The organism is Rhodococcus jostii RHA1 (assembly GCF_000014565.1).
Lineage (GTDB): Bacteria > Actinomycetota > Actinomycetes > Mycobacteriales > Mycobacteriaceae > Rhodococcus_F > Rhodococcus_F jostii_A.
Map to the genome: position 1 here is coordinate 236,845 of NC_008271.1, position 25,413 is coordinate 262,257.

The 25,413-nt window shown below is 65.2% G+C and carries 22 protein-coding genes and 1 pseudogene; 9 read left to right on the forward strand and 14 right to left on the reverse strand.

The genetic code is table 11. The annotated features are described in order from the left end of the window. Nucleotides 1–37 precede the first annotated feature (37 nt). The 5 genes from RHA1_RS43905 (at nucleotide 38) to RHA1_RS43925 (ending at nucleotide 3,330) form a co-directional block, all read left to right on the forward strand. On the forward strand, nucleotides 38–307 hold the full coding sequence (locus RHA1_RS43905) for a metal-sensitive transcriptional regulator (protein WP_041813759.1): 270 nt from the start codon (nucleotides 38–40) through the stop codon (nucleotides 305–307). Between the two features lie 46 nt (nucleotides 308–353). After that, nucleotides 354–602, forward strand: a complete 249-nt coding sequence (locus RHA1_RS43910; protein ID WP_041813761.1) for a YgaP family membrane protein — start codon at nucleotides 354–356, stop codon at nucleotides 600–602. Nucleotides 603–658: 56 nt separating this feature from the next. After that, nucleotides 659–1,072 carry a DUF302 domain-containing protein gene (locus tag RHA1_RS43915; RefSeq protein ID WP_011600515.1) on the forward strand — a complete coding sequence of 138 codons (414 nt, stop codon included), beginning with the start codon at nucleotides 659–661 and terminating at the stop codon, nucleotides 1,070–1,072. Between the two features lie 44 nt (nucleotides 1,073–1,116). After that, nucleotides 1,117–1,890, forward strand: coding sequence for a sulfite exporter TauE/SafE family protein (locus RHA1_RS43920; RefSeq protein ID WP_011600516.1), 774 nt, complete (start codon nucleotides 1,117–1,119; stop codon nucleotides 1,888–1,890). Nucleotides 1,891–1,977: 87 nt separating this feature from the next. Further along, the gene (locus RHA1_RS43925) at nucleotides 1,978–3,330 is read left to right on the forward strand and encodes an MBL fold metallo-hydrolase (RefSeq protein WP_011600517.1); all 1,353 of its coding nucleotides are present in this window, start codon (nucleotides 1,978–1,980) and stop codon (nucleotides 3,328–3,330) included. 384 nt (nucleotides 3,331–3,714) lie between these two features. Here the strand turns inward: RHA1_RS43925 and RHA1_RS43930 are convergent. The 3 genes and pseudogenes from RHA1_RS43930 to RHA1_RS53145 all read right to left on the reverse strand — a co-directional run. Next, a pseudogene (locus RHA1_RS43930) lies at nucleotides 3,715–3,995 on the reverse strand (SulP family inorganic anion transporter); the annotation flags it as partial. Between the two features lie 467 nt (nucleotides 3,996–4,462). Further along, nucleotides 4,463–5,554: a zinc-binding dehydrogenase gene (locus RHA1_RS43940; protein ID WP_011600521.1), complete on the reverse strand. Its 1,092-nt coding sequence runs from the start codon at nucleotides 5,552–5,554 to the stop codon at nucleotides 4,463–4,465. An 826-nt stretch (nucleotides 5,555–6,380) separates the two neighbouring features. Next, nucleotides 6,381–6,509, reverse strand: a complete 129-nt coding sequence (locus RHA1_RS53145; protein ID WP_272942801.1) for a hypothetical protein — start codon at nucleotides 6,507–6,509, stop codon at nucleotides 6,381–6,383. A 191-nt stretch (nucleotides 6,510–6,700) separates the two neighbouring features. Here RHA1_RS53145 and RHA1_RS43945 point away from each other — a divergent pair, with 191 nt between their 5' ends. The 3 genes from RHA1_RS43945 to RHA1_RS53930 all read left to right on the forward strand — a co-directional run bounded on the left by RHA1_RS43945 (nucleotide 6,701) and on the right by RHA1_RS53930 (nucleotide 10,623). Further along, the gene (locus tag RHA1_RS43945) at nucleotides 6,701–6,952 is read left to right on the forward strand and encodes a hypothetical protein (protein WP_011600523.1); all 252 of its coding nucleotides are present in this window, start codon (nucleotides 6,701–6,703) and stop codon (nucleotides 6,950–6,952) included. An 868-nt stretch (nucleotides 6,953–7,820) separates the two neighbouring features. Beyond that, complete coding sequence (locus RHA1_RS43950; RefSeq protein ID WP_011600526.1) at nucleotides 7,821–9,065, forward strand: hypothetical protein; 1,245 nt, start codon at nucleotides 7,821–7,823, stop codon at nucleotides 9,063–9,065. Nucleotides 9,066–9,933: 868 nt separating this feature from the next. After that, nucleotides 9,934–10,623: a DUF3024 domain-containing protein gene (locus tag RHA1_RS53930; protein WP_011600528.1), complete on the forward strand. Its 690-nt coding sequence runs from the start codon at nucleotides 9,934–9,936 to the stop codon at nucleotides 10,621–10,623. A 106-nt stretch (nucleotides 10,624–10,729) separates the two neighbouring features. Here the strand turns inward: RHA1_RS53930 and RHA1_RS43960 are convergent, their stop codons facing one another. The 5 genes from RHA1_RS43960 to RHA1_RS43980 form a co-directional block, all read right to left on the reverse strand. Then, nucleotides 10,730–11,527 carry a hypothetical protein gene (locus tag RHA1_RS43960; protein WP_011600529.1) on the reverse strand — a complete coding sequence of 266 codons (798 nt, stop codon included), beginning with the start codon at nucleotides 11,525–11,527 and terminating at the stop codon, nucleotides 10,730–10,732. Further along, nucleotides 11,527–13,446 (reverse strand): hypothetical protein, encoded by a 1,920-nt coding sequence (locus RHA1_RS43965; protein ID WP_041813768.1) that lies wholly within the window; start codon nucleotides 13,444–13,446, stop codon nucleotides 11,527–11,529. The genes RHA1_RS43960 and RHA1_RS43965 overlap by 1 nt, the downstream gene beginning before the upstream one ends. Further along, complete coding sequence (locus RHA1_RS43970; RefSeq protein WP_050787726.1) at nucleotides 13,443–13,790, reverse strand: hypothetical protein; 348 nt, start codon at nucleotides 13,788–13,790, stop codon at nucleotides 13,443–13,445. Before RHA1_RS43970 ends, RHA1_RS43965 begins: the two co-directional genes overlap by 4 nt. Before the next feature lie 229 nt (nucleotides 13,791–14,019). Continuing rightward, nucleotides 14,020–14,211, reverse strand: coding sequence for a hypothetical protein (locus RHA1_RS43975; RefSeq protein ID WP_041813851.1), 192 nt, complete (start codon nucleotides 14,209–14,211; stop codon nucleotides 14,020–14,022). A 119-nt stretch (nucleotides 14,212–14,330) separates the two neighbouring features. After that, nucleotides 14,331–14,558, reverse strand: coding sequence for a hypothetical protein (locus RHA1_RS43980; RefSeq protein ID WP_041813770.1), 228 nt, complete (start codon nucleotides 14,556–14,558; stop codon nucleotides 14,331–14,333). A gap of 343 nt (nucleotides 14,559–14,901) precedes the next feature. On the opposite strand from RHA1_RS43980, the gene RHA1_RS43985 reads away from it, so the two are divergent. Then, nucleotides 14,902–15,846, forward strand: coding sequence for a phospholipase D family protein (locus RHA1_RS43985; protein WP_011600533.1), 945 nt, complete (start codon nucleotides 14,902–14,904; stop codon nucleotides 15,844–15,846). A 1,350-nt stretch (nucleotides 15,847–17,196) separates the two neighbouring features. Here the strand turns inward: RHA1_RS43985 and RHA1_RS43995 are convergent. The 6 genes from RHA1_RS43995 to RHA1_RS48815 form a co-directional block, all read right to left on the reverse strand. Further along, nucleotides 17,197–18,543 (reverse strand): DUF2637 domain-containing protein, encoded by a 1,347-nt coding sequence (locus tag RHA1_RS43995; protein ID WP_011600535.1) that lies wholly within the window; start codon nucleotides 18,541–18,543, stop codon nucleotides 17,197–17,199. Nucleotides 18,544–18,700: 157 nt separating this feature from the next. Continuing rightward, nucleotides 18,701–19,072, reverse strand: a complete 372-nt coding sequence (locus RHA1_RS44000) for a hypothetical protein (protein ID WP_011600536.1) — start codon at nucleotides 19,070–19,072, stop codon at nucleotides 18,701–18,703. Further along, nucleotides 19,069–19,851 (reverse strand): ParA family protein, encoded by a 783-nt coding sequence (locus RHA1_RS44005; RefSeq protein WP_011600537.1) that lies wholly within the window; start codon nucleotides 19,849–19,851, stop codon nucleotides 19,069–19,071. Before RHA1_RS44005 ends, RHA1_RS44000 begins: the two co-directional genes overlap by 4 nt. A 1,310-nt stretch (nucleotides 19,852–21,161) precedes the next feature. After that, complete coding sequence (locus RHA1_RS44015) at nucleotides 21,162–22,397, reverse strand: hypothetical protein (protein WP_011600539.1); 1,236 nt, start codon at nucleotides 22,395–22,397, stop codon at nucleotides 21,162–21,164. Between the two features lie 410 nt (nucleotides 22,398–22,807). Then, complete coding sequence (locus RHA1_RS44020; protein ID WP_011600540.1) at nucleotides 22,808–23,392, reverse strand: hypothetical protein; 585 nt, start codon at nucleotides 23,390–23,392, stop codon at nucleotides 22,808–22,810. 162 nt (nucleotides 23,393–23,554) lie between these two features. Then, on the reverse strand, nucleotides 23,555–24,889 hold the full coding sequence (locus tag RHA1_RS48815) for a hypothetical protein (protein ID WP_011600541.1): 1,335 nt from the start codon (nucleotides 24,887–24,889) through the stop codon (nucleotides 23,555–23,557). Nucleotides 24,890–25,413 lie beyond the last annotated feature (524 nt).

A 25,413-nucleotide genomic window follows, 5' to 3' on the forward strand; every position in this document is an offset into this window, starting at 1 on the left:
GGGTACAGTAGTGGGAGGTCTAGGAAAGGAAACCGCCATGGTCGGCGACGAAGACAGCATTGCATTGGTACTCAACCGGCTCCGCCGGGCCCACGGGCAACTCGCCGGAGTGATCTCGATGATCGAGCAGGGACGCGACTGCAAAGACGTCGTCACCCAGCTCGCCGCCGTTTCCCGGGCCCTGGACAAGGCCGGGTTCAAGATCGTCGCCACCGGACTGCGGGAATGCCTCACCGGGGAGACCGAGGAAGGTAAGGAGCCGATGACCGAAGCCGAACTCGAGAAGCTCTTTCTCGCCCTCGCGTGAGCCTCGCCTCACCCCGTCCTCCGTTCGACGTCGACGAAAGGTGACCATGAGCGACGCACTCCCCGCCCGCGGCTGGACGATCGAGCGGGTGGTCCCACCGCTGGCCGGAATGGTGGTGCTCGCGAGCATCGCACTCACACTGGCGTTCTCGCCGTGGTGGCTGCTGCTCACCGGGTTCGTCGGGGCCAACCTTCTGCTGTTCGGCGCGGTGGGGTGGTGCCCGGCGAGTCTGTTGCTGCACCGCCTCGGAGTGCCCCGGCTCGCCGCTCCGCGCCCCGTCCCGTCGGGGCGATGACCGGTGCACGCCGTCACCGATCAGCCCATTGCTCCACAGAAAGGCAGAACACGCTCATGACACTCGCACTGTCGACCACCCTGCACACCTCGTTCGCCGACGCGGTGGACCGCACTCGTCAAGCCCTGGCCGAGCAGGGTTTCGGCGTTCTCACCGAGATCGACATGAAGGCCACCCTGAAGGCGAAACTCGGTGAGGACATGGAGGACTATCTGATTCTCGGGGCGTGCAATCCGCCGCTCGCGCACCGGGCTGTCAATGTCGACCGGCAGATCGGACTGTTGTTGCCCTGCAACGTCGTCGTGCGTGCCGACCCCGCCGATCCCGGTGTGGTGCTGATCGATGCGATGAACCCGCAGGTGATGGTCCAAGTGGCCGACCAACCCGGACTCGGGGCGGTCGCCGACGACGCCACCGCCGCGTTGCAGGCCGCCATCGACTCCCTCGACCGCGGTGCCGGCGACCGGTAACCAAACCCGGACCCGCGCACCCGGTTGGAGGTGAAAGGAGTTATGTGGACATAACGGTCGCACTTGCGCTCGGAGCGATCATCGGTGTCCTGCTCGGCCTCCTGGGCGGCGGCGGATCGATCCTGGCCGTCCCCGCCCTGGTCTTCGGCCTCGGTCTCGACCTCGAACAGGCCATCCCGATCTCCCTGCTGGTGATCGGTGTCGCCTCCCTCGTCGGAGCTGTACCGAAAATTCGTCAGCACCAAGTGAACTGGCGCATGGCCGGGGTCTTCGCCGCCTGCGGCATCCCGGCCACCTTCGCCGGCAGCGCGATCGGGCGCCTGCTGCCGCAATCGGTGGTCATGATCGGTTTCGCAGCCGTGATGGTCGTCGCCGGGATCCGGATGCTGATGGATCGAGGCGACACCGGCACCGCCTGCGACGTCGGGGACTCGGGGATCGACTGGCGCCGCTGCGCCCCCCGATCCATCCCCGCGGGGATCGCAGTGGGATTTCTGACCGGCCTGTTCGGGGTCGGCGGCGGCTTCCTGATCATCCCCGCTCTGGTGTTGATGCTTGGCCTTCAGATGTCGGTCGCGGTCGGTACCTCGCTGGTCATCATCGTCGCGAATTCGGCGGCCGGATTGGTCTCGCATCTGAGCGGCGCGAGCATCGACTGGGCGATCACCGCCGCGTTCGCGGGCACCGCGATCGTCGGGTCGCTGATTGCCGGTCACTTCGGCACCACGGTCGACACCGACCGGCTGCAGCGGTGGTTCGCCTACCTCGTCTTCGTCGTCGCCGCCTACGTGCTGATCGACACGATCTTGCTGCGCTGAGGTCCCGGCCGCCGCCCACCACACCGTTTCGCCTATGCCCTCCCGGGTATGCGAACACCACAAGAGCATGTGAGGAAGGTACGAGTCATGGACGTGTCGATCATCGAGACCTCCGGTCTGGGCGACCGCAGTTACCTGGTCAGCGACGGCGCCGTCGCCGTCGTCGTCGACCCGCAACGCGACATCGACCGGGTCTTGGACCTGGCCCGTAATCGCGGCGTGCGGATCACCCACGTCCTCGAGACCCACATCCACAACGACTACGTCACCGGTGGCCTCGAACTGGCCCGCACCACCGGCGCCGAATACGTAGTCCCCGAAGGCGACGACGTCGGCTACCAGAGGCGGGCCGTCGGCGACGGTGACATCATCGACGCCGGACCCATCCTCCTGCAGGTCATGCACACCCCCGGCCACACCCACCACCACGTCAGCTACGTCCTGCGGGAGACCACCGGCGGCATCCGCGGGGTCTTCACCGGAGGATCGATGCTCTTCGGCACCACCGGCCGCACCGACCTCCTCGGCCCAGAGCACACCGAGGAACTGACCCACGCGCAGTACCACTCGGTGCGGCGCCTCGCGGGCGAGCTCCCCGCCGACACCCAGGTCTACCCCACCCATGGGTTCGGCAGCTTCTGCGCCGCCACCCCGGCCACCGGGGACTCCTCCACCGTCGGCGAGCAACGCAGCACCAACCCAGCCCTGACCCAGGACGAACAACGCTACGTCGACGAACTGATCGCCGGTCTCTCCGAGTATCCGGCCTACTACGCCCACATGGGTGTAATCAACATCCATGGGCCGGCGCCGGTCGACCTGTCGCTGCCCACACCCGTCGACCCCGACGAGCTCCGCCGCCGCATCGAGGACGGGGAATGGGTGGTGGACCTGCGTAAGCGCACCGCCTTCGCCGCCGGCCACCTCGGCGGCACCCTCGGCTTCGAGCTGTCGGACTCGTTCGTCACCTACCTCGGCTGGCTCTACCAGTGGGGTGCGCCCCTGACCCTGATCGGCGAGAACGAAGACCAAGTCGCCGACGCCCGCCGCGAACTGGTCCGCATCGGCATCGACGACCTCACCGGCGCCGCGGTCGGCGAACTCCACACCCTCGCCGCCGGCACCGAACTGCGCTCCTACCGGGTCGCCGACTTCGCCGCCCTCACGAAGGCACTGCCCGAGCAGGACATCACCGTCCTCGATGTGCGCCAACGCAACGAATACGAGACGAGCCACATCGACGGAGCAATCAACATCCCGCTCCACGAACTCGCCGACCGCCTCGGCACCCTGCCGGAGGGGGAAATCTGGGTGCACTGCGCGTCGGGTTACCGCGCCTCCGTCGCCGCCTCGATGATCGACCGACCCGACCGCACCACAGTGCTGATCAACGACGACTACGACAACGCGATAGACATCGACATCACGAGCACGACATAGGTTTCCGCGCACCCGCGGGCGGGGCCCTGGGCACTTCCACGATGTCGGGGTACACGACAGCAGACGCCGACGGGAGGATAGACGACATGGTCGCACCCGAACGTGAGACGACCGCCACCCCCACCCGCGGGATGCCCGGCATCGGAATCGACCTCGGCGGCTTCGCCGGCGGATCTGCACGATCGGCTAGGCGCATGTCCCCAGAAGGGTGCGCGGAGGTGGCGAACCGCAACAAGAGGTGCGGTTCGTATGAGAACGGGCCAAGGTCCACGACACGGGCGCGAGATGAGCAGCCACGCTCACAACAGTTGGCCTCTCCCTGCTTCCGGACCGTGATGTCAGTGACCGGCACCCATCTGCCCGCTCAGGCGCACGTGCCGTTCAAAGGACATCGAGGGTCGCGGCGGTGGAGGCGTCCCAGATGTGCGAGTCGGACAGGTCTATGACCACGTTTGTCGGGTCCCCGACGTAGTCGACTGGTAGACCAAGTCGTCGCTCGAGGCGAAAAACAACTCTCCCCGCACCTTGTAGACGCGGGTGTCCTCAGCCGGGTGGGCCACGTCGACGACCTCGGTCAGGTGTGCGACCCGGCGGGCGAAGAGCACCATCGCGGTGATGACGCCGACGATGACGCCGTAGGCGAGGTTGTGGGTGGCGACGGTCACCGTCTTGCCTGACGCCTACCCGATAACGCCTCGCCCGGCAGGGGCTCGTCCGCTCGGGCGCTCGGGCCGCACGCTTGGATGATGGATGGGGACTGTCTCGCCGCGGCAAGGGTTACGGCGACGTGCAGTTTCTCTCTCCACCGGCCGCGGAGCACCGCAAGGACGACTCCGTCGGCTCCGACACCTCCGGTGTCTGTATCGAGCGACGACCTCACGTCGAACTGAGACACGCCTTCGGCAGCGATTCCGGCCAGTGCCATCCATCCGAACTCTGGTGGTTCCTTCGCGACGGACGGATCGCCGGATTGATGGACCGACGTGCCGGAAACCTTCGCCGCCACGGTGACCGTCACCGGCGAAGCCAACCTGGCATCGGCCGAATCGGTAGCAGTCGCGGAACTACGCAAGCGGCGCCGAGGAGGCGGAGTCACTTCGTCGGTGGGCCGAGGTCGCGGAAGGATTCGGGGTCAAGGGACGACGATCAGCTTTCCGACATGCCGACGCTGGGCGAGTTGTGCCTGGGCTTCGCGTACCTTCCCGAGGGGAAAGGTTGCTGCGACGACGGGTCTGACCTCGCCACGCCGCGCGATTTCCACCAGGTGGTCGAAGATCCGTGGCGTGTGCATGGTCGAGCCCACCAGAGAGAGATTGGCGAGGTAGAGCTTTCGCACATCGATGTCGACAGACCACCCGCCGAGGGCACCGGCGACCACCCAGCGTCCCCCTGTCCTTAGCAAACTGAGGCCGGGGCCGAGGACTGCGCCGGCAACGACGTCGACAACCGCGTCGTATCCCTCCGGTGCTGCGCCGGCTGCGTCGGCAAGCACCTGACCCCCTCTCCGGTCCACCACGGCGTCGGCGCCGGCGCTGCGGACAGCCTCCCCCTTGTCGCTGCTGCACACTGCGACGACCCGAGCCCCGCGGGAGTGGGCCAACTGGACCGCAGCCAGCCCGACGCCGCCCGAGGCACCCGTGACGAGCACAGTGTGACCCTCCGAGACGGCTCCGCGGTCGAGCATGCCCAGCGCGGTGCCATAGGCAATCGGAAGGGCGGCCAGTTCCACGTCTGTGAGGGGCGACTCGTCGACGGAGTGGGCTCGTGTGCTCGGCACCACGACGTACTCGGCGAACCCCCCGTTCCGCTCGCTCCCGAGCACGTCGGCCGGGCGAGCGTCTAGTCCCGGGCCGTCGTACTCGGCCGGGTCCACCAGCACCCGCGCCCCGATCGGTCCGGCGGCTGCCCCATCACCGGAAGCCACCACCCTGCCGGCCACGTCGGCCCCCTGGATGCGTGGGAAGTCGAGCGGACCGAGCCATCCCGTCCTGACGTCCGGATCCTCTGCCGCCCCGTAGGAGCCCTCGCGGGTCCAAAGATCGGTGTTGTTGCAACCTGCCGCGTGGACCCGGACCAAGACCTCGCCCGGCCCAGGGCGAGGCACGGGCACCTCACGCTCCTCGATCACATCAAGGCCTCCGTGGCCGGTGATGACGACGGCACGCATGGTGCGGGGAAGGGGCTGTGTCAGCAATCCGGACGGTGGCGGGGAGGTCTGTGACATAGAGGCAGGATCGCATGCAGCCCCGTCTACCGCTGCTCATCGGCACGGCTCCCGGCCGCGGACGTGGTGCTCGGACGAGTGCCGCAAACTCGCCTCGGAGGAACGCCGGGCGGCCGAGCGCGGTGTTGTGTCGTCGCGGTGGAGCTGCGCGAGCGGGTGGTGGAGGTCGCGCATAGTGGCCGCCGATGGTGACGACTCTGCACGCGCCGCACCGGCCGCCCGCGAACTACTCGATGCGGATCCACGGCAGCGACCGTCGTCGCGGCAGGAGCACCGGTCTCCTACACGTATCTGATCCCGGCATTACCGCTCCGCGGCACCTAAATAGCTTCGCTCGAACTGACACGAAATCGAGAAACTGACACCGATCGACGATCGCGAGAATCTACACCAACTTCACTGAGCCAGGACGCGTCAGGAGCTGTCCTGACTCCGTGATCTGATGCCGCCTGTCCTGTGACAGAAAATCTTCCTTTTTGCCAATGAATCTTGCTTATCCCGGCTGTCTCGCCACTGTAGTTTGCTCGGTTCGAGTTCACCCGACCCTGGCCGGCAGGCCAGTTCGCAGGGCCGATGCGAATCACCGCAGCCTGCCGACGGTGCATGAGCAGAAGGCAACACACGCCGGTTCAAGCAAGATTCACTGGCACACAGCGCCCGGCGGCTATGTCACCAACCCCCGAAACGCTGACAGGCACACCCGAATCCCGCCAGTCAAAATTCCTCGGCCCAGGTCACAGCTCCACACCGAGGACAATCCCGTGTCACCGGACACCGCCGACTTGCGGTGCGTCAGATTGTCTGAGCCGCAATGTTCGACTTCACCTCACTGAATCTGATGCGCGTGGAATTTGTTGGCGTGCCGCCCGACCGGTTGCACGTGGCCTGAGTCCCGACGCACGAGGGCGTCGACCGCGACCAGGGAACCCCGCATCAGATTCACCGAGTCAGGCATCAGATCGACCGTCGGCCGCATCAGATCTGCTGAGTCGGCATCAGATGCACTGAGCCGGGACACTCATTGTCCTGGCTCAGGGGATGTAGCTTCTCGTTGAAGCGTTCGGATTCTCATTGAAAGTTCGTGCGTCGTTCGGATTCGAATGATTGCTGAGAATCTGCGGCGGCCGCCACCACACACCCCAGCAAGTGACACTCGCCTACGCGACCGCGGTCAAAGCCGTCCCGCCCTGGCCGGCCTCGACGACCGCCCTTCCTCACCACTGGCGATACCGGCTGCTCCGGCTACAGACCCGCAACCACTATCTCGGCATCCAAACTGATCACGACAGCTTCACCCACGCAGCGATCTACCCCGACACCGTCGAACTGGCCGCACAGATCCTCAGGCCCGCCAACCAGCACACGCCGAGAAGAAGTCGAACGAACCGTGAGAAGTAGACGCCGAACAGTTGATGAGAATCGACCACAAACCCCCAGGACAGACCACGAAAAGTCGAACTTTTAGGCGGGAACCTACAGGGGATCTGGCGAGATCGCAGAGGCCGCACCTGCTCTTCGCCAGGTCTATTGAGTTGGCGCGGCGACTTCGGACTTAAAGAGTCTGGCGAGCATGGAACTCGGTGCCTCGATTCATTCCCGATCGCGGGGTGACCACCTCGGATTCGCCAGGTTCGCTGAGCCGTCCGCCAGATAGACCGCCGCACTCGCCGGATTTGTGAAGTGACACCGAAGATGTCCAATCGGACCAGGTAGTTTTCCACAGCGTTGCTGCTGGAATGCCGTTCGGTTTGCCAAATAACCTGTCCAACGATCGAAAATCGTTGGTCTCCGTGCGCGTCGCGTCAGTGACGTTGTCCAACGTGGAAGACCCGCCGGAGCCGTCCTCGTGATGGGATGAGGGGTCCGGACCTGCGGCGATGACAGGGCAGCGAGCGCGGTCGGGCTTTTCACGAGGGCGGTCATCAGCAGCTGGACAACCCGTAGGCACGATTGGACAAGAAGGTTGTCAATTGGACAACCTGCCTGTCACGTCACAGGATTCACTGGGTCGTCGCCACCTTCACCGAGTCAGGACACTCATCACCGCGTCACTCATCATTTGTGCGCACTCGGCGACGATAATTTCAGTTATCGCACCGCCGGGCCCGAAATCCCACGTCACTGCGTTTTGCTCTGCAACGTGTCCCGTCGCCTCTGCCCATCGAAAGTGGTTCGATTGCCCGCGTCGTCACAGTCACCGGATCGGGTGATACCGGTACCATCACGGCCGTGATGCGGATGATGATACGAACCAGGACCGGCGTTCATGGCTGACCTGCGCGACGCGGAGCCGGGTGCCGATGCCGCGCTTTTCGCCCCGCAGGAGACGACGCTTGCCGAGTTGATCGCCCGCAGCGCAGATTTGAAGAGCGAGTTGGTGGAGTTCGTCCAGCATCGCCGTTTCGACCGGCAGTTGACCGCCCTGCTGCGGGACGCGGCCGACACCGGCCCGCTCGACGAGGCCATCCTCGTCCGCACCCTCGATCACTTCGCCCTCGAGTACCGCCTCCGGGACGGCGGCACGGTGGTGGAACGGTTCGTAGCACAGCGCCGCCCGCCGCTGACCGACGACGAGCGCATGATGCTGCTGGGGTGGCGCGACGTCGTCGAGGGCTACTTCGAGGTCCACCCGGCAGCCGACGACGACCTCGGCACCGCCGTCCTCCACAACCTCATCGACGACCTGCACTACCCGGTGCACTCCAACACCGGCCCCGAGGTGGTCGCCGCACTGCAGCCCGGAATGTTCGTCTACTGCCGCATCGTGCCCGTCCACCCCGCCACCGGACACTGGCTGATCAGCGGACACCTGCTCCCCTTCCCCTCGTCCTCCGGCCCGGTCCTCGCACAGGCCGCACAGGAAGTGCTCACCGCCGACCCGAGTCTGCTGCGCCGCAACCGCGGCCTGTACCAACGGGCCTGGCAGTTACAGGCCGACGCCCGTGCCGCATTCCTCGACTTCTTCGGGACAGATCTGGTGATCCTGCCGCCCGCCACTGCCCAGGAACAGCTGATCGAGTACCACCGGCACCACCTCGCCCGGATCGCCACCACCACCGAGCCCCACGACACACCCACCAGCCCGGCGGCGCCACACGCGCTGACCGCCGAGCAGATGGGCCGTCTGCCCGAGGACTACCTCGACGCCGACAGCGTCGGATTGATCTACGACGAGACCGAGGGCCTCAACTATTACCAAGATTTCGGCCAGCTGGACACGATGTTCTCCGATCCCGCGCTGGCCGGCGATCACACCCACATCGCCCTACTGCGCGCCTACCTCGACGACGACACGGTCTCCGCCCTGCCGCTGCGCCGACTGGCCCAACGCCACCCCGCCGGCGTCGATCCCGTTTTCCGGGCCCTGCTGCGAAGGCCCAACTTCTCCTGGCACCACGACGGTGAAGACCTCCTGCGCACCCGCAAGACGGAATACTTCCAACGAGAGACGGCGCCCAGCTTCACCGTCACCGGTCAACGCCTCGCCGAACTGCTCTACCCCAGCCAATGAGGACGGCACCGTCATCCCTGCGGTGATGACCTCGTGGACCATCCGAACCCTGGGACGAGATCCGGCGCGCCTTCGCCAGCGACGACCCACACGGCAACGCCCAGCCGACGACCACCGACGACCCGCGACGCGGCCGACTCCGTGATGCCGCGCACCCGTTGCCCGCGACGATCGGTCTCACCACGGGCGTCGGGAATGTCGCGCAGTCCGCGCGAACCTCGCCGGACACGATGGCGAGAATCCCCGGTCGGCGAATCGGGAGGTGACCGGTTCGTCGCGAACACACAAACAGTGTCGGTTCCGAGCATCGGTGTCAGTGCAGACTTCCTCGCCCGGTGGTCGGGAGTTCGGGGTGCCCTGGCACCCCGAACCTGCCCGATACCAGCGGGGCCGAGGTCAGGAGACGGGTGTCGACACGGTCCTCGACGAGCCCTTGACGATCCGGGTGCGCAGGCTGGACTGCAGGGGCCACCGGGGATGGAACTCCGGTTCGCAGGGCGAGATGGGCACGGGACCGCCCGTCCTGGTCGGTGTCGGGTACCTCCTGCAGGGTGCTCGTCTGCGATCTGCGTCATTTCCTCGACCTGCCCGGCGAGGCTCCCGGCCCTGCCCGCCGTCTCGCCGAGCAGTTCTATGACCTGGTTCGGGCGGCCACGGCCGGTGAGACCGGTGTCAATTGGGTGAGCGCGCTGCCGTGCCGGCGACGTCCGGGTAACCGCCGCTGCACCGGCCGGATGATCATTCTGCGCGCCGATCCCCCGAACCGATCGCGTGGAAATGCGACGCCTGCGGCGATGCGGGGCGAATCAGTGACTGGGCGGACTCCCCGTTCGACCTCCGCCGTCGACGATCGACCCCGACCGGCCCGGTGCGCCAGCTCCGCATCCCCGACGACGTCGCCGCGACACGGCGCGGCATCGTGCTGCTCGACACCGACTGCGAACGCGTCGTCTACCGCGCGTCCGTCCAGGGCGACGACCTCAGCCTGCCGGCCGGCGACGACGAGATCGAGGAGCTGATCGGGTACGTGGCCGCCGACGCCAACCATGAACCGAACCGGCGCCGCCAGCGCCTCGACGCCGCGTTCACCGTACTCAGTGAGGCAGCCGAGAACCCGCACAGCCCACCCCCGACCCTGGTGGCCGCCGGCGACAGTACCGGCCATGTGCCGCCGCGGCCGGGACCGGCGGTTCCCGGTTCGCCGGAGCTCGATATTGGGCGGGTGCAGCGGTGGTGCGGTGCCCGCGTGCCCGAGCACGCCCGCCATCAGGTGCGCCTCGAATGTGAGATCGCGGCGCGGCACCTGACCATCATCGAGCGGCGCGCCCCCATGGAGCGACGACGTCGGACCGGAGTGGACCAGCCTGCCCATCGCCCGGCTCCGCTACATCAAGGCCACCAAGACCTGGAGCCTGTACTGGCGCGACCGCAATCTCCGCTTCCACGCCCACGACCGGCTGGCGCCGTCGCCGCACCTCGAACCCCTGCTGACCGAACTCGACCAGGACCCGACATCGATCTTCTGGGGCTGACGAACCCCACCGGGGCTGTCCGATGACGCGGCGCCACAACGGATACCAGGCCGGGGCCACCGGCACCGACCCGCGGCGCCTGCACTGGGCGCCACGAGAAAAGTCGACCAGCGGTCGAATTCCATTGGCCGGCTAAATCCAGTCGATGTGGACCGAATCGATGTGGTCGAAGTGGAAGCCGAACTGGTCGCTGTACTTGTCGAAGCCCTTGTTCTCCGGGTAGTCGAGGGTGGCGTGCCGCTCGAGCAGTGCGACAACCCGGGCGTGATCGTCATTCGCCAACGCGGCGGCCAGCTCGCGGGACTCCTCACTGGTGAACGGGGTATCCGAGTTCGCGAAATCCAGGGTCCGGACCCGGTAGTCGTAGCCCTCGTCGGCACCGTTGCGGACCATCACACCACCCTTGACCCGGATAACCGCCTTCTTCGGGGTACCGTCCGGGCGCAACACTCCGGCCCGTTTCATGATGTCCTGCGCCTTCACGTTTTTGAGCTTCTTGCTGGCGTCCGCACGCAACTCGTTCGTCTCCCCGGACCGGTACCGGGACACGGCGGAGCGGGACCGCCCGATCTTCGCCGCCACCGCGTCGACGCCGCCGAGGCGTTCGATCGCCGCACGCCGCTGGGCACGCTCGAGAACATCGGCATGCGGGATCCGGCCCTGCTGCGCCCACCGGCGCAACGTACGAGCCGACGGCGGGGTGCGGCCGGCATCGATCGCCGCCTGCCGCAGGCCCTCGTTGCCGAGCTCCTTGCGTAACTGCTTGACCGAGACCTTGCTGGTCAGCCCCGCCAGCCCCCCGGACTTGACCTGCTTCGACTTCTCCACACCGCTGGTCGCGGCGTTGGCAACGGACACCTTGAGGCCGTCGAGACCGACCGCCTCCTGCGCCGGTTTCGTGGTGCGCGGTTTGGGAAGATGCAGGGCCATCAGAGATCCCCCTCTTCGTCGTCGGCGAACGCCGCCTTGATCGCGAGGTTCACATCGTGCACATCCTCCGCCGAAGCGAAGGCGGACAGGAGTGTGTCGGTGAGGACCACGTCCTTCTCCACCGACATCTTCCCCAACGCCTCGCTCGCGTCGGCGATGTCCTCGCTGTCAGCGAGGAGGTACACCCAGGAGTCGGTGACCGTGCGGACCGGCCAGCGGCCGTGCTCGCGGGCAATCCGCATCGCCACCCGGCGGCCCCGCCACCGGCAGTGCGCGATGATCGACGCACGCCACAGCGGTTGGTGGTGATGTTGCATCCGTGTCGCGGTCCACATGTCCGGGTTGACCATTCGCCCGATATAGCCCTTGTAGCAGGTGCTGAGGAACCGTTTCGTCGCTTCGTCGTCGGTGTCTACCGCGGCCTTGCGGGCCTCGCGCAGGATCTTCGCCCACTTGTCGAGGGCGCGGCCCTGTTGTGGGTAGACCCAGGCCTCGGTGATGTCGAGGTCGTCGAGTTCGGCGCCGATTCCGCCGTCCGCCACTGGTGAGCACAGCCCGTCGAGGCTCACGGTGGTCACCCAGGTCTGCACCGGTTGGTCCGCGAGCATGTGCGGGTGCGGCAACGGGAGTTTCTCGGGCAGCGACAGCGCCTGCCCCGCGGGCAGGGTGATCCGCCACAGCCCGAACGGGGCACCCTTCTCCCCCACCGCCGCCGCGGCCGCTGCGTTACCGGTCAGGTGTGTGGGTTGCCCGTAGCCGAATTCGAGCATGCCCGCAGAGGCGAGGTAAGCGGCGCGCTGATCGATGGACACCAACCGGCCCGTCCCGTCCAAATCCTGCGCGTCGGGGACGCGTGTCCAGCCGACGGCGGGTTCGAGATCTCCCCGCGGCGGGCCGTCCAGCGGTGGGACCGAGCCCGGTGTGGTGACAACGATGCCTTTGCCGCTGCGGGTGCGTTCACGCTTGATTTTGTCGACGATCGCTGCGCCGGTGCGCGCGGGCGTTGGTCCCGGGAGCACCCCGAGGTGCTGGGCGCACCAGGCCAGTCGGCGACCGAGTTCCCGTGCTGCCGGGAGGTCGTCGTCGGGGAGATACGTTCCGGCCGTCGGTGAGCCGAGGATGCCCATGTCGCCGACCCGGTTGTGCCAACCGAAGTCCTTGTTCCAGTAGGTCCATACGTACGGTTCGATCACCACATCGACCATGGAGGTGAAGTTCCCGATCGAGCGGGACAGGTGCACCACGTGCCCGGGATCGCCGCGCAGTTCCCACCCTGCGTTCAGCAGTGGGGTGAGGGTGGCGTGGAGGACTGCGGTCAGTTCTTGGGCGGCGCGGTTGCGGAGGGCTTCCATGTCGTCGACGTCGTCCTCGCTGCCTGGGTCGATGATCCACCCGAGCAGCTCGCATGCGCCCTGTCCGACGATCCAGATCTGTGCGGGGGCGCCCAACGGTGTCAGCGCGGCCCAGCGGATCAGTTTGTCCAGCTTCTCGACTGAATCGACGGGACCGGTCAGCTCCCGCCCGGACGGTGTGTACGTCCCCGCAGCGGTCACGATCAGCGCATGACCATCGGCTTCCTCACCGGCCGGAAGCGTCTCCCACACCGGCGGGTCGACGGCCACCTCGTCGCTGCCGGCCGCGTCGTCGTCCACCTCGTCGCCGTCCACCGCAGCGCCATCCACCTCGGGAGACGGCGGCGTCGGGGCGTCGTCGGCTTCGGCGGCGTCCCGCTGCTCGGACGATTCACGGTGTGCTGCAACGGCTGGCTCCGAGCCCGCCTGATCGGCTGCGACGAAGACACCAGCATCGACGGAGGCAGCGTCGTCGTCGGGGAGAACGTCATCGGTGAAATCGGGAGACGCCGTTAAGGTTCCCTCGGGCAGTGCGAACAAGGGTATCTGTTCCCACGGACCGCTCATGACTCCTGCTCGGCGATCCGGCCGTCGAGATCTGCCGGAGGGACGCTGTAGCGGTCGAAGAACTCCTGCAGGGCCACGTCCACGACGTTGGTCACCGTGGATTGACGGTTGTTCACCAGCCAGTTCAGCCGGGCTTCCGTCGAGGCCAGGACCCGGGTATTGAGCGGAACCTTCGTCGGTCCCTTCCGCGGTTCCAACTTCGCCGTCAACTCCGCACTCGGCGTTCCCGCACCACCGGAGCCTCCCGCACCGGGACCGCGTTTCCCCGACCCCGCGGCGCCTGCGCGTCCACCCCCGGTCGGGCGGCGGCGGGCGCTGCCTTGGGAATTTCCTACCTTCGCCATACCCACCCACTCGTGTTCCGCGTGCCGTCCGTGTAGTTCCGCGGAGTTCACCTTACCCACCACATGCCTTCTCGCACGTATCTTCGCGGGCATGTTTGCATGCAGATTTGCGCCCAGGATGTGAGTGTTACGGCCGACGGCTTCGACGCCGCTGGCGACGACCTAGTCGGACACACAGCTCGGGTACGTCAGCGCAGGGAACCGTCGTGACCCGACCACCTCGGATTCGTCATTCCACCAGCGTGATCGGCGCCCCGGGCGTGATGAACAGGTGGTGTTGAGCGCCGCCGTCATGGGTGAGGGACATTGCCACTCCGGTGGTGCGTCCCTCGGCGAACCGTACGAGCAGCTCGCGGGTGGCCTCGAATCTGGTGTGGCTGATGTCGTAGGTGACACCCGCCCTAAAGATGAGGCCGGGCACCGTACCCTCCTTCTGCTGACGGTGGATCGTTGCCGAACGTCTCGCTGACACCTGGTCATCGTCATCGGCGACGGCGGACACACCGTCGCGGTCCGACGAAGGTATCGGTTGTGGGCGGGCTACCAGCGGTGGACGACGCTCGGGTCCGGTTCGTCGCTGCCCCGAATCGCGACCGGAGTCGCTGGCGTAATCAGCAGGCGTACCGTCGAGTTCTGGCTGACAAAGCCGACGAATCCGCCGTTGCCGTTGTCTTCGAAGATGCCCCTGATAGCTTCCTCGAGGCGGTGGGCGGCGGCCGCATCGGCGAGCGGATAGCGGACCCCGTCGTAGATCGCTTCGTAACTCATGATCCTTCTCCCGCTGGTGTCGTGGTGCTCACAGCGTACGAGCGCCGGGCTTTCACTTGTGGCCGATGCCGACGCATTTCCGCCACCGCGTGATCCGGCCGCATGAAGGACGGGGAGATGCTGTGACCGCCAAGAGTCGTGCCCAACTACTGCACCACCCACGGCGAGGGCCTGGCCCGCGTGGAGATCACTGCACCGCGGGCGACCGCGGTCAGCCCGTCACACACGCCACCGTCGGCTGTGCCGGGAGAGACGGCCCGAGGCCGATGGCGCCCTTTCAGCTTCTTTCAGCGTTGTCGGGGACCGGCACCACCCGCGGGCGGGCAGGCTACCGTCTGTCGGTATGGGGACCACCTTCCACGGGCCGAGCCCGTGGCCACACATCACCCGCGCCATCCGCACCCGCGGCGCCCGGCACGCCGCGATCGCGTATCTCGGACAGGACGCACCCGAGCTGCTCCCGCTGCGCGCCGGGGACCTGTTGGTCGTCAACGCCTCCAAAGCCGCTATCCGGGCACACGCCACCTCCCCCGCCGCCCTCGCGTACTACGTGAACAAGGGGGTGCGGGTGCTGTCGTCACCGACCCTGCACGCCAAAGTGATCGCGACCAACACCCGGGCCGTAATCGGGTCGGCGAACGCGTCCGAGAACTCCGCCTTCGCAGACGATGCCGTCATCATCACCGACGACCCCGAGGTCATTGCCTCGGTGCGGACGTTCATCGACCGCCTCGACGAGATCACCGAGGTCGATCAGGTGTTCCTCGACGACGCGATCCTCGAGTGGGAGATCGGCCGCGCCGTCCCCCTGCCCGGGGTCACCGGCCGCGTCCGCACCGAGACGGACTTTCTGCCGACGCCGGTGACCCGGATGTTCGTCAAACACGCCGTCGACTATGAACCCACCCGCACCGAACAACAGGTCCTCGATGAGCAGCGGGGCCGGCACCGCAGCCGCGGCGGCCCGGCGGCGAAATACCAGGTCGAATCGCTTCGCCTCGACAAGCCCAGTGGCGTTCGGCGCGGCGACGTGATCGTCTTCGTCTCCGCCGACGACGCATGGTTTTACCCACCGGCCGTCGTGGTGTCCGACCCCATGAAGATCCCGCGGTCCGGCGGGGCGGTGTTGTACTTCCTCCGTATCCGCGCCGACCTGCCGCCGCTCCCTCTTACCGAGGCGGAGAAGTTGCTCACCGACCTCGGGCACCCCGGCTCACGGCTGCGGACCGACCACTACGTCCGCTCCCCCAGCCTCCGGACCGCGCTGCTGGGACTGTGGGACCTCTGAGCAGCTGCGGCCATAAATGAGCGGCGCACACCACCACCGAGCCGCCTCGAATGCGTCGAGGTCTGCGTGGACCTCGCTGGCGTTCTCGTCCTCGAGATCGATCTGGTATTCGACGTTGTCGAGCGCGTAGCTGATGCTTTCGCCCTCATCGCCGAACACGGTCTCCGTCGATGTCATCGACCAGTTCCGCCACAGCCCGCTCGCCACGAGAATGACTGCCGGGGTGGTCGATAGACACGAACCACACGACGGGCGCGGTGCGTTGCACACTCGCGCCGTAGCGATGCTAGCTACCCTAGCGGAGTTAGCTAGCATCGCCGTGCAATCAGGTCGCGGTCGCGGAGATTCTCGGCGCACGGTTGCTGACTATGCCCATTTCCGCGACGATCCGCTCGGGGCACGAGAATGGACAACCGGCTCACCGCTCGGGCACTTACGTCACCGTGATGAAATTGCGTCCTGCTCTCCCCCGCCACCAGAGCGCACGAGATGGGTTCCTCAACCGTTCAGCAACTCAACGAAGCGTCGACACGCGCACTGATACGCCCGGCGCACGGTCGAACCACCTGAGCGGCCGCAATGGCGTCTGCCGACACCGTACTCGACTTCGTGGCGCGATCGACCGCAGCCACCCCGCCCCCATCGTCAAGCCCTGCGACGGGAGTAAAGACGAAGTGGGCGAACCGGCGATCGGGAAGGCCGGTACGGGCTGTCCGCACTCCGCACGCCATCCAGGCTCTCGACAGGTGACCTGAGTGTGCCGCGCCGACGGCGCTGACGGACGAGACGGCTTTGGCCCAAGCGTCGAGGTGAAACGCGACCAGGGTCCGGCCATCGACTGGGATCCGGGGCAACGGGGTCGTCGCCGACACCCGGCGCGAGGGCACCAACGGTTCGCACTGGATCTCGCCACCGGATCTACTTGCCCGCTTCGGGATCGAGTGACGGGATGTGCCCCTCACCTTTCTCGAGTGAACTGGATGAGTCATCCGCGTCCGGCATGCAACGTGACGTCCGCCCAGCTGCAATCCGCAGATGCTCGTCGACGTTGCAATGGTGTTGTGTCTGCTTCGCGGTCCACACGACCGATTGTTCGTTGCATCCGAATCGGGCGTTGCGTTGCGTTGCGTTTCACACCTCGTGCCGTCGGCGTTGCGTTTCCGCACCCCGGCGTTGCATTGCCACCCTTCTGGTTGGTCTGCAACGTCTGTCTGCGTTGCGGTCAGAGTCGCTGAGTGTTGCGGAGATTCGGGGGATTCTTGTGGGGCGAGATTCGTTCTATTTGGTCGGGTGGTCTTCCCGGTCAAGACGCGGAGTACGAACTGGCCGTCGCCGCCTTCCCTCGGGTGATCAGGGTGCCCCGACCAATGTGTACTGCGGATCGAGCGTTGCCGCATTGCGTCCGTCCGCCGCGTCCTCGAGTTCCGGCAACGGGGGCGTCCGGAACCCGGCGTCGACGGCGCGTTGCGCCACCTTGTCGAACCGGCGCATTGCGGTGCTGGCTGCCTTGGCCCGCGTGAGCGTGGCGATCTCCGCGTAGCTGTGCTGTTCGATGATTCGCAGTCGGGCCGTCTCCTTCACTACAGGCTCGAAGTCGGCGCACGTGTCGATGAAGTCGAGGAGGTTCTCGATGGTCTGCGCCTCGTCCGGCAACACGAAGGGCTCTTGCGAGTCCTCCAGCGCATTGCGTGCAACGCGCTCCTCGGTGAGGGTTGCAACGTCGGTGACGTCATCTGGGTTCGCTTCGGTCGGCTGTACGGCATCTGCAACGTCAGTGGCATCCTCGGGTCCGGCCGCGGCGGCCTCACGGCTGTCGTCGAGTGTCGAGGAGCCGTCTGCTGTTGCGGTGTCGGCGACCTGCGGATCGGGATGAGCGAAGCGCTGCACAACGTCGGGGGCCGATGCAACAGGCTGCGCAATGCGCGGCGCAACGTCGGAGTCCGATGCAACGCCGGGGTCCGGCGCAACGTTAGGGACGTGTGCAACGTGGGAGTCCGGCGCAACGCTCGGGACGTGTGCAACGTGGGAGTCCGACGCAACGTTGGGGACCTGCGCAACGCTCGGAGCAACGAGACCCGCAATTTCGCCGCTGTTGCGTTCGGATGCCGGCATCGACTCCGCCACCGCCGTCCGGTAGTCGGTGATGTCCTCGTCTCGCTGTTCGCGGTCGCGGGTGTTTCGAACGACCGCTATGTATTCGGTGTGGGCGGTGCCGATGGCTTTGATGAGGATTCCGACACCGTGAGTGAAAGCCAAGACCAAGAGTGGCGGGATGACTGCAATGAGCGATGCGCCGGTCGGAGTTAATGGGGTGTATCCCAGTTCGATGCCCGCCGCAACACTCCGCGCAGCGGCTTCCCCGGCGCGGTAGGCGTGGTAGGCGTTGCCGAAGACGCTGATGAAGACGACGACCACTGCGAGCCAGAGAAAGAAATGCTTCCCCGTTGCGCTGCCGTTGATCTTGCTCAGCGCAACGATGGCAATCGTTGCGCCGAGGATTGCGCCGTCGACGATGGCGGGGAAGATCCAGGTGAGGTAGTGCGGGATGCCGGCCTGCAATGCGAGGTCGCGTTGCACGGCGAACGACAGCACAAATGCTCCGGTGGTGATGCCGACCGCAATGGCGATCGCAACGATTAGGGCGGCAATCAGGGCGCGGAGCTGGATTCGTGCTGCTCGGATACTAAGGTCGTTCATGATCGGGGTTTCCTTCCACGGGGTCCCGGTCCACGAGGCCCCCGCCGGTGCAATCGGCGGGGGCCTCCTTATGTCGGCTCGGCAAGATGCGTTGCGGTGGGCATATCTCGAACCACGATCGCTCACCTAGCCCTGCTAGCTAGTGTCGCAATTAGTGCTAGCAGCCGTTTTTGGTTAGGTATTCGATGAGCGCGGCGTCGGTGACTGACGAGATGGTGATGCTGCGATCCCCGGTCTCGTAGCGCAGCTTGTCCACACCGCGCGTTAGGCGGGCCTTTGTCGAGGGCCGCAGTCGTACGTTGTGTTGTTCGCTGAGCTTCTCGACCGGCGATGCCGCCTCGGGTGCAGGGGACAAGACCGGTGTGACGGGCACGTCGGCGACAGACCTGATGGTCGATTCGGTCGGAAGTTGCGTCGGCTGCTCGTCGACGGCGGCCGGGGTGGGGTCTTTGACGACCCGGGGGCGCTCAGGAAGATCTGCGGCAGGGTGCGCCGGCCTGCGGATAGCGGGTTCACGTTGGACGCTCATACGGTCGCTCCTGCGGTCTTGATGGGTAGTTCGTTGAGAAGGTCGGTGTAGGCGAGCTGCAATGACAGCGATTTTCCGCCGGTGAATTTGTGGATCGGGGTGCGCGCGCTGTGTGCGTCCTGCCGGGTGGCGTATTCCGGGATGGTGGTGCGCGCGACGAGGTCGCCGTAGACCTCGCGCAGTTCGCTCTCCCGGAATCGGTGTTCGCCTGTCCCCCGCTGTCGGCTGAGGACGATCTTGTCGATAGCCAGGTTCGGGTTGGGGCGTCGCTGGACATTCTCGACGGTTTCGAAGAGCTTGGTGACGCCTTGAACGCTGTCGATGGTGGGCTCGGTTACTGCGATGACCCCGTCCACTGCACAGAAGACGGCGAAGAGGAGTTTGCCGAGCGACGGTGGGCAGTCGAAGAGGACGGCGTCGTAGGCGGAAAGGTCGAGGCCTTCGAAGGCGATGTCGAGGCGGAAGATGAGATCGTTGGCCCCATCCGATTCGATGTTCGCGAGCGTCTGGTCGGCCGGGATCAGATCGACGCCGTCCCATGGGGTGGCAATGACGGCGTCGATCGCCGTGCCCGATTCGGTTCGGCTCATCAGGTCGTAGGTTGTCAGCATCTCGTCGGTGATGGTGACGCCTACGCCGTTGGTGGCGTTGCCCTGGGGGTCGACGTCGACAATGAGGACGTGTCCGCCGGCGTTGCTTATTGCGCTCGCGAGACCGAGGGTCGTGGCGGTCTTGCCCACTCCCCCCTTCTGATTGCAGATCGCGCATTTGCGTGTCATGACTTGGTTTCCGTTCCGTCGAGGCCAGGAGACTTCCAGATGCGCGCGATGAGCGTTAGTGCAACTCCGCACGCTCGCGTAGGGAGCATAGCCAGGCTTGGCCGCTGAACTAGCCCGACACGCCGAGCAACGCTAGCGCCCTTTGCTAGGTGAGCTAGCGTGAATAGCTTAACTAGTGTCTCTAGTTTGGCTTTCGTAGCAATCGACGCTTACGACGCAAACATAGCTAGGACCTCTATGGTTGCGCACCTATCTACAGTCTCTGTAATAGATTTGCTCACAACAGTTACTGCACTAGTTTTCATAGCGACGTTAGATACGACTGCGCTTATAGCGATAACAGCAACGATCGATAGCCAAACTTCCCTCGCAAGCATCGCGCTCATAGCTCTGTTCGCACTCATAGCTCTGCAAGCACCCCTACAACCCCTAGACTGCATAGCCAGCCTATTAAGGCTAGAACGCCTAGAAAGGCTCGAAAGGCAAGTCGGACTAGACATGCAAGCGACCATAGAAAGCGGCGCAACTATAGCGCTCATACGGCGTCTAGCTCCGGTAGATATCGTTGCTGATGTCTCTCTGATAGCGACGATTGCGGGAATTGCTGCGCTACAACGAGTAGCTGCGATCGTCGCCATAGCAGAACTATCCGCGCTATGAAGACTAGAGCCGATAGCCCAGTTAGACCGGATATTTGCGCTTTCCCTCCCTGCTACCAAAGCGGATCCCGTCAATGCTATCGGAGCTAGCGTTGATATTTCAGCAGGTCAGGAAGTCGTCGGCCGCAACTATGCCACGAGGCACCGTCACGCAAAACGCGCCCCTCCACCAGATCGCCTCCGCCTAGGCACGGGCGGAACCCGGGGAAACAGAACAGGCCGGCTTCGAGTCTTCACAGCTCAACATGCCGCCCGAGCGGACCTCGCCCCGGATCCACCAAGTACGATTCTCGAGCTAGCGGCGCTCCGCTAGCTAGGCTAGCGGTCCAATCCCTGTGAGCGAGAACTGCTATTTCCGCCAGCGGCGTAAGTGCAACGGTCGCTATACCGCTAGCTACTATGTCGCTCCTAGCAGCCGTCGGCACGCGAGCAATCAACGCTCGCATAGCTAATCGAGATCTCTGCAATAGCGTTACATTGCTATCTAGCGTCTCTAGCAACGCTACGTAGCATGACTAGCATCGCACCGTGGGTTACATCGCTTTCGCAACGAGCACACATTCGCTGGACAGCGCGTCGCAGGGAAGCATTCCCCCGGGTTAAGAAGGAAGCGGCAGGACGTGTGAATCAGGTGTGCACAGAGCCGACGGTTCAGGGCAGTAATCGGTGGGCGAGTTGTTCGGCGTTGAGTTGCCGAATGCCGTCGTCGACGGCTTGGCGGTCGGTGAGGTCGACGCCTCGCTCGGTGAGCGCTGCGGCCACCTGTTTGGCCGGGCCCCAGGTAGTTTCATCGTCGAATGCGTCATGGAACTCGGGTAGGAAGGTGTCCACAGCATCAACGACGCGGCTGATCCATTGGCGGTCGATCTCCTGTTGGGTCAGCGCGAAGGTCAGCCATCGGCGCAACACGAAGGGCAGTGCGTTGCGTTGGTCGGCGTCGAGGACTGCTTTGCGGGGAAGCCAATCGGTGAGCAGCAGCATCACCTCGCCCGGGCTCCAGCACAGCGGTCCGGCGCCTATGTAGCCGTCGCCGTAGTCCAGGAACAGCTCGGCCAGCGACCGGCTCACCTCGTCGTCGCTTCCGATGTCGTTGAGGAAGTCCTCGACCAGTTGGCGGCGCCTTTGCTCGGGAAGTCCGACGTGTTCGGGCCATTCTGGCAGGTAGTTCCGGCAGCGGGACCATGCCAGCGCCCGGTGATCGCAAAAGTCCTCGTCGGCGGTGCGGGGCCAGGTCATGTCGGTGGTGCGTAACGCGTGCGCGAGATCGGCGAGCACCTCGGCGACCGGGACCGACTGGAGCGGCATCGGTGCCTCATCGGGCTCGCGCAGCTGGTCCCACGTGGTGGCTGCGCCAGCATTCAGGAGAGCAAGCTTGTCGATCATCAGCCCGCCGACCTGGTAGATATTCGCCATCAATGTGTGTGGGTGCGGTCCGTCGTAGTCAATGAACAGGACCCGTTCGCTCTCGTACACGTCGACCGCGCGCCACGCTGCGGTCGGAGTCCACGCCGCGACGGTGTGCCAGGCCGGCAGTGGTTGGGTTTCGGCCAAGATGCCGAGGGTGTCGGTCAGCATCGAAAGGTCGGCCGCAGGTGCGACCCGCGCGAGCGCGTCGACCGCGGCCAGCGAGTGCGGGGACGGTGTGGAGCATGCTCGGCCGGTGACCTGCATGCACAGTAGGTGCTCGGGTTCGTGTTCGGTCAGTGCCGCCGTCGACCACGCCTCGCCGAGCCACCCGCTGGCCCAGGTCTCGGCGGTGAGCACATCGTCGATTTCGAGGAGTTGCCGGGCGTCGAGCAGCAGAAGATCGGCTGGGTGAAGTTGCCGAGGAGCACGGCGAACGGGTCGGCTTTTGCCGCCCTTGCGGCGGCCACGGCTCTTGGGCATATCCGCAGTCCACCACAGACATCGACCAAGGCGCCATCACGACGCGCCGTCCGGTGAGATTCCGGCGACGTCCATATCTGCCGTCACGTGACAGAAACCGTAGGTAGCCCCGGGTATCAACGCTCGCCAAACTATTCGCAATAGCCAGAACTACCTAGCGTTGCTAGCTCGCATTGCTAGCAACGGTAGGTCAGCGTTATTTGGCTGCCTAATAGCCGGGAAGGACGCGGTGCCCGTTGAGCGCGACCGCTGGTGTCGTGCGCCGTTGAAAAGTCTTCATCCACGAAGATGGGGTGAACCGTCTGCTGTGTGAGAGGGTCGACTTCGATTACCAGGCGTACGAGGCGTTCTCGGAACTGCTGGTGGGCAGGTGGTGCGGTGTCAGAGTTGCGTCTGCCCACGCTCAGGCATCATGTGTCCCTCATAGTGACGTTCTTGCGAGCTGGACCGCGAACCACGACTGCGGTTTCCACGACTGCGCGTGCCTCATCGGAAAGGGCGAGAATCGCGTGATCTCTAGCCTGGACCGTGGCCTCGTCGTAGGCGTGGACAACGACGTTGTCGTCGGCCCACACAACCGAGTGGTCACACGCTCTGATGAATGCGTGATTATGAGCTACAACGCGGCACTGGTCGAAGGCAGTAACCGTCGCGTGTGTGTAGGCCCAGACATGAACTTGCCCGGTGACTTCCACGGTCGTCGCGTCAGTGGCGACGATGTGCGCGGTCGCGGGTAGTGGTGAGTCGAGATGAATCCGTGCCTGCGATCCAGCGGTAAACCGCAAGGTCCACTCGTCGCCGGCCGATGCGAAGGTTTTGTCGTCGAGTTCGATTAGCTGACCTGCAGTGTCAACCACGACTGTTTTGGCGCCGTTGCGGAGACGCTCGCGGATCGAGTCTGCGTTGCGGCTGATGCGGGGAGGCGCCTGGACTCGGCTGACATAGACCCGTGGGTGGCGTTGGGTCGATCGGGACACGGTGTTCTTCTTACCCACGAGCGCACTCCGTTCTGTGCGAGTCGGCCACGATGATTGCCGCAGTATATGGCCGAGACTCGGTGGGGAGTGGTACCTCGCTCGGCGCGGTGGTGATCGTCCGCGGCCGGTCCGACCAGCGTTGCCCTATGTGCATGGTGCGCCGAGGATCGATGGGCATGGTTACGCCGCCTGCCTTTGGGGTGCCAGGGTGGCGCGGATCTGTTCCATGAGCGCTTTTCGGTGCTCAGGCGACGCCGCTGCGCGACGGGATCGTTCGCGTTCGGCGTCACGCTCAGCCCTGCGCTGTGCGCTGTGTGCAGCCTCTGCGGCGCGTTGCTCGCTGGGGGAGAGGCCCGACCAGTCGATTCTGGACAAACGCCAGGTCAGATATCCGATCGGCGAGCGAACAGTGTCTGGCCAGAGCTCACCTCGCGATACGGTGTCAGCGGTCAAAGCTTGGGCGATATCCCGTCCTGTCCAGCGCGTGGTGTCGATTCCTGCGCGATCGATGACGTCGCACACGGCGCCGATGTGGCCGCTGGGTGCGATGACTGGAGCTGCGGCGATCAGGGTGGAGGCGGCTCGTTGGAGATTTATCGGGCGCGGGTTCGTCTGATTCGAGGATGAGGGTTGGTTCTCGCGCGCGCACGCGCGTTTGGTGATTACTTCTCTACAAGAGATCCCCTTCGGGGAAAAACCACTCAAAGATAGGGGGTCACGGTCGCGGGCTTGGGGATTGGGATTCGATCCCGTCGGGGTGGTGGGGTGAGTGTGCTTTGCCGCGCGGTGTGTCCTGCAGTGGGAGCTGCCGCGCTTTTTTGCTTGTGGGGGAGCGGGGGTGGCTGCGACGAGGTCAGGTGGGGAGGATAGAGCCCATACGCTGGCAGCGCGGTGCTGACGTCCACCGTGGTGGACTTCTGCGGCTTGGAATTCACGCGTAGTCAGGGTACGGCCCCGTACCAGCTCGAAGCCGAGGTGTAGTGCTTTCAGCACGCGGCGACCCCGTTTGACCACCGATTCAGACACACCAGCGCGGGCGGCGAGATTCTGGACGGTGGCAGTAACGCGGCGCCCAGTTTTCGAGTCGGCTGACGACGCGTGCGCGCCAGCGATGGCGACCATACTTTCGACGCCGATCCTGTGTCGGGCGGCTGCGGCGCGGCCGGCGGCGGTCTTGGTGATCGCGTACCGGACCTGTCGCATCCATCCGTCGCGACTTGTCCAGATCGGGATGCTTGCTTCTTGGCCGGGATTGACGGGCAGCGTCCAAGATTTGCCGCGCTGATCGGTATCCGTATTGAGCTGTCGCAGCTCGTCAATCCACGGCGTCTGAAGTGGTTGCGTCGCCGGTTGCGTGGTTTGGGGAACCGGCGAGTGTGATTTATCCCACGACACGCCGAGATCGGAATGTTCAACCGTGGAAAGGGCATCAGGGTATGCGTTACCCTGGGACGTACCTAGTAGCACAGGTAATCCCTTCGGGGAATGCAGTACCGAGTCGAAGAGGCTGCACACTTCTTCTTCTCACCTCAGGGAATGACCGTCCTGCCAGACGATCGCCCTAGACGGGAGGACCTGCCAGTCCTCCCAGCGGGATTCATTGACTAAACCCACCCCCGCCCGGGGGTCCCTTTTGGGTGGTACCGCTGCTCTTGAATTAGCTATCGAGGTAGTTCCGATCCGCTAGTCGCCAGGCCCACCGCCCTCCTCAGTTAGAAGGGCCGGTACGCGCATACGCAGCACCGGAAGTCGCAGATCAGAACCCGCAGATTCCGTCGCGTAATAGGCTCCCTGGTAGGCCAACACAGGTGTAGCGCCATCGAAAGGGTCTCGCCCGAGCGGGAGTGTCGTAGCCGGCACGTGGTCTCGTTGAGACAGACACGTGACTGACTGGAAGTTCGCAGGCAGGGCAGAGTTGCGGCCGTGCGTTATCATGGAGTAAGCACCGCCTCTTCCTTTCGAGGTAGTGGTGGTCAGGGAGCTGGTAAGGTCCCGAAATTTCATACACGGACAACCCCCGACGCCGCCAAGCCCTGGGG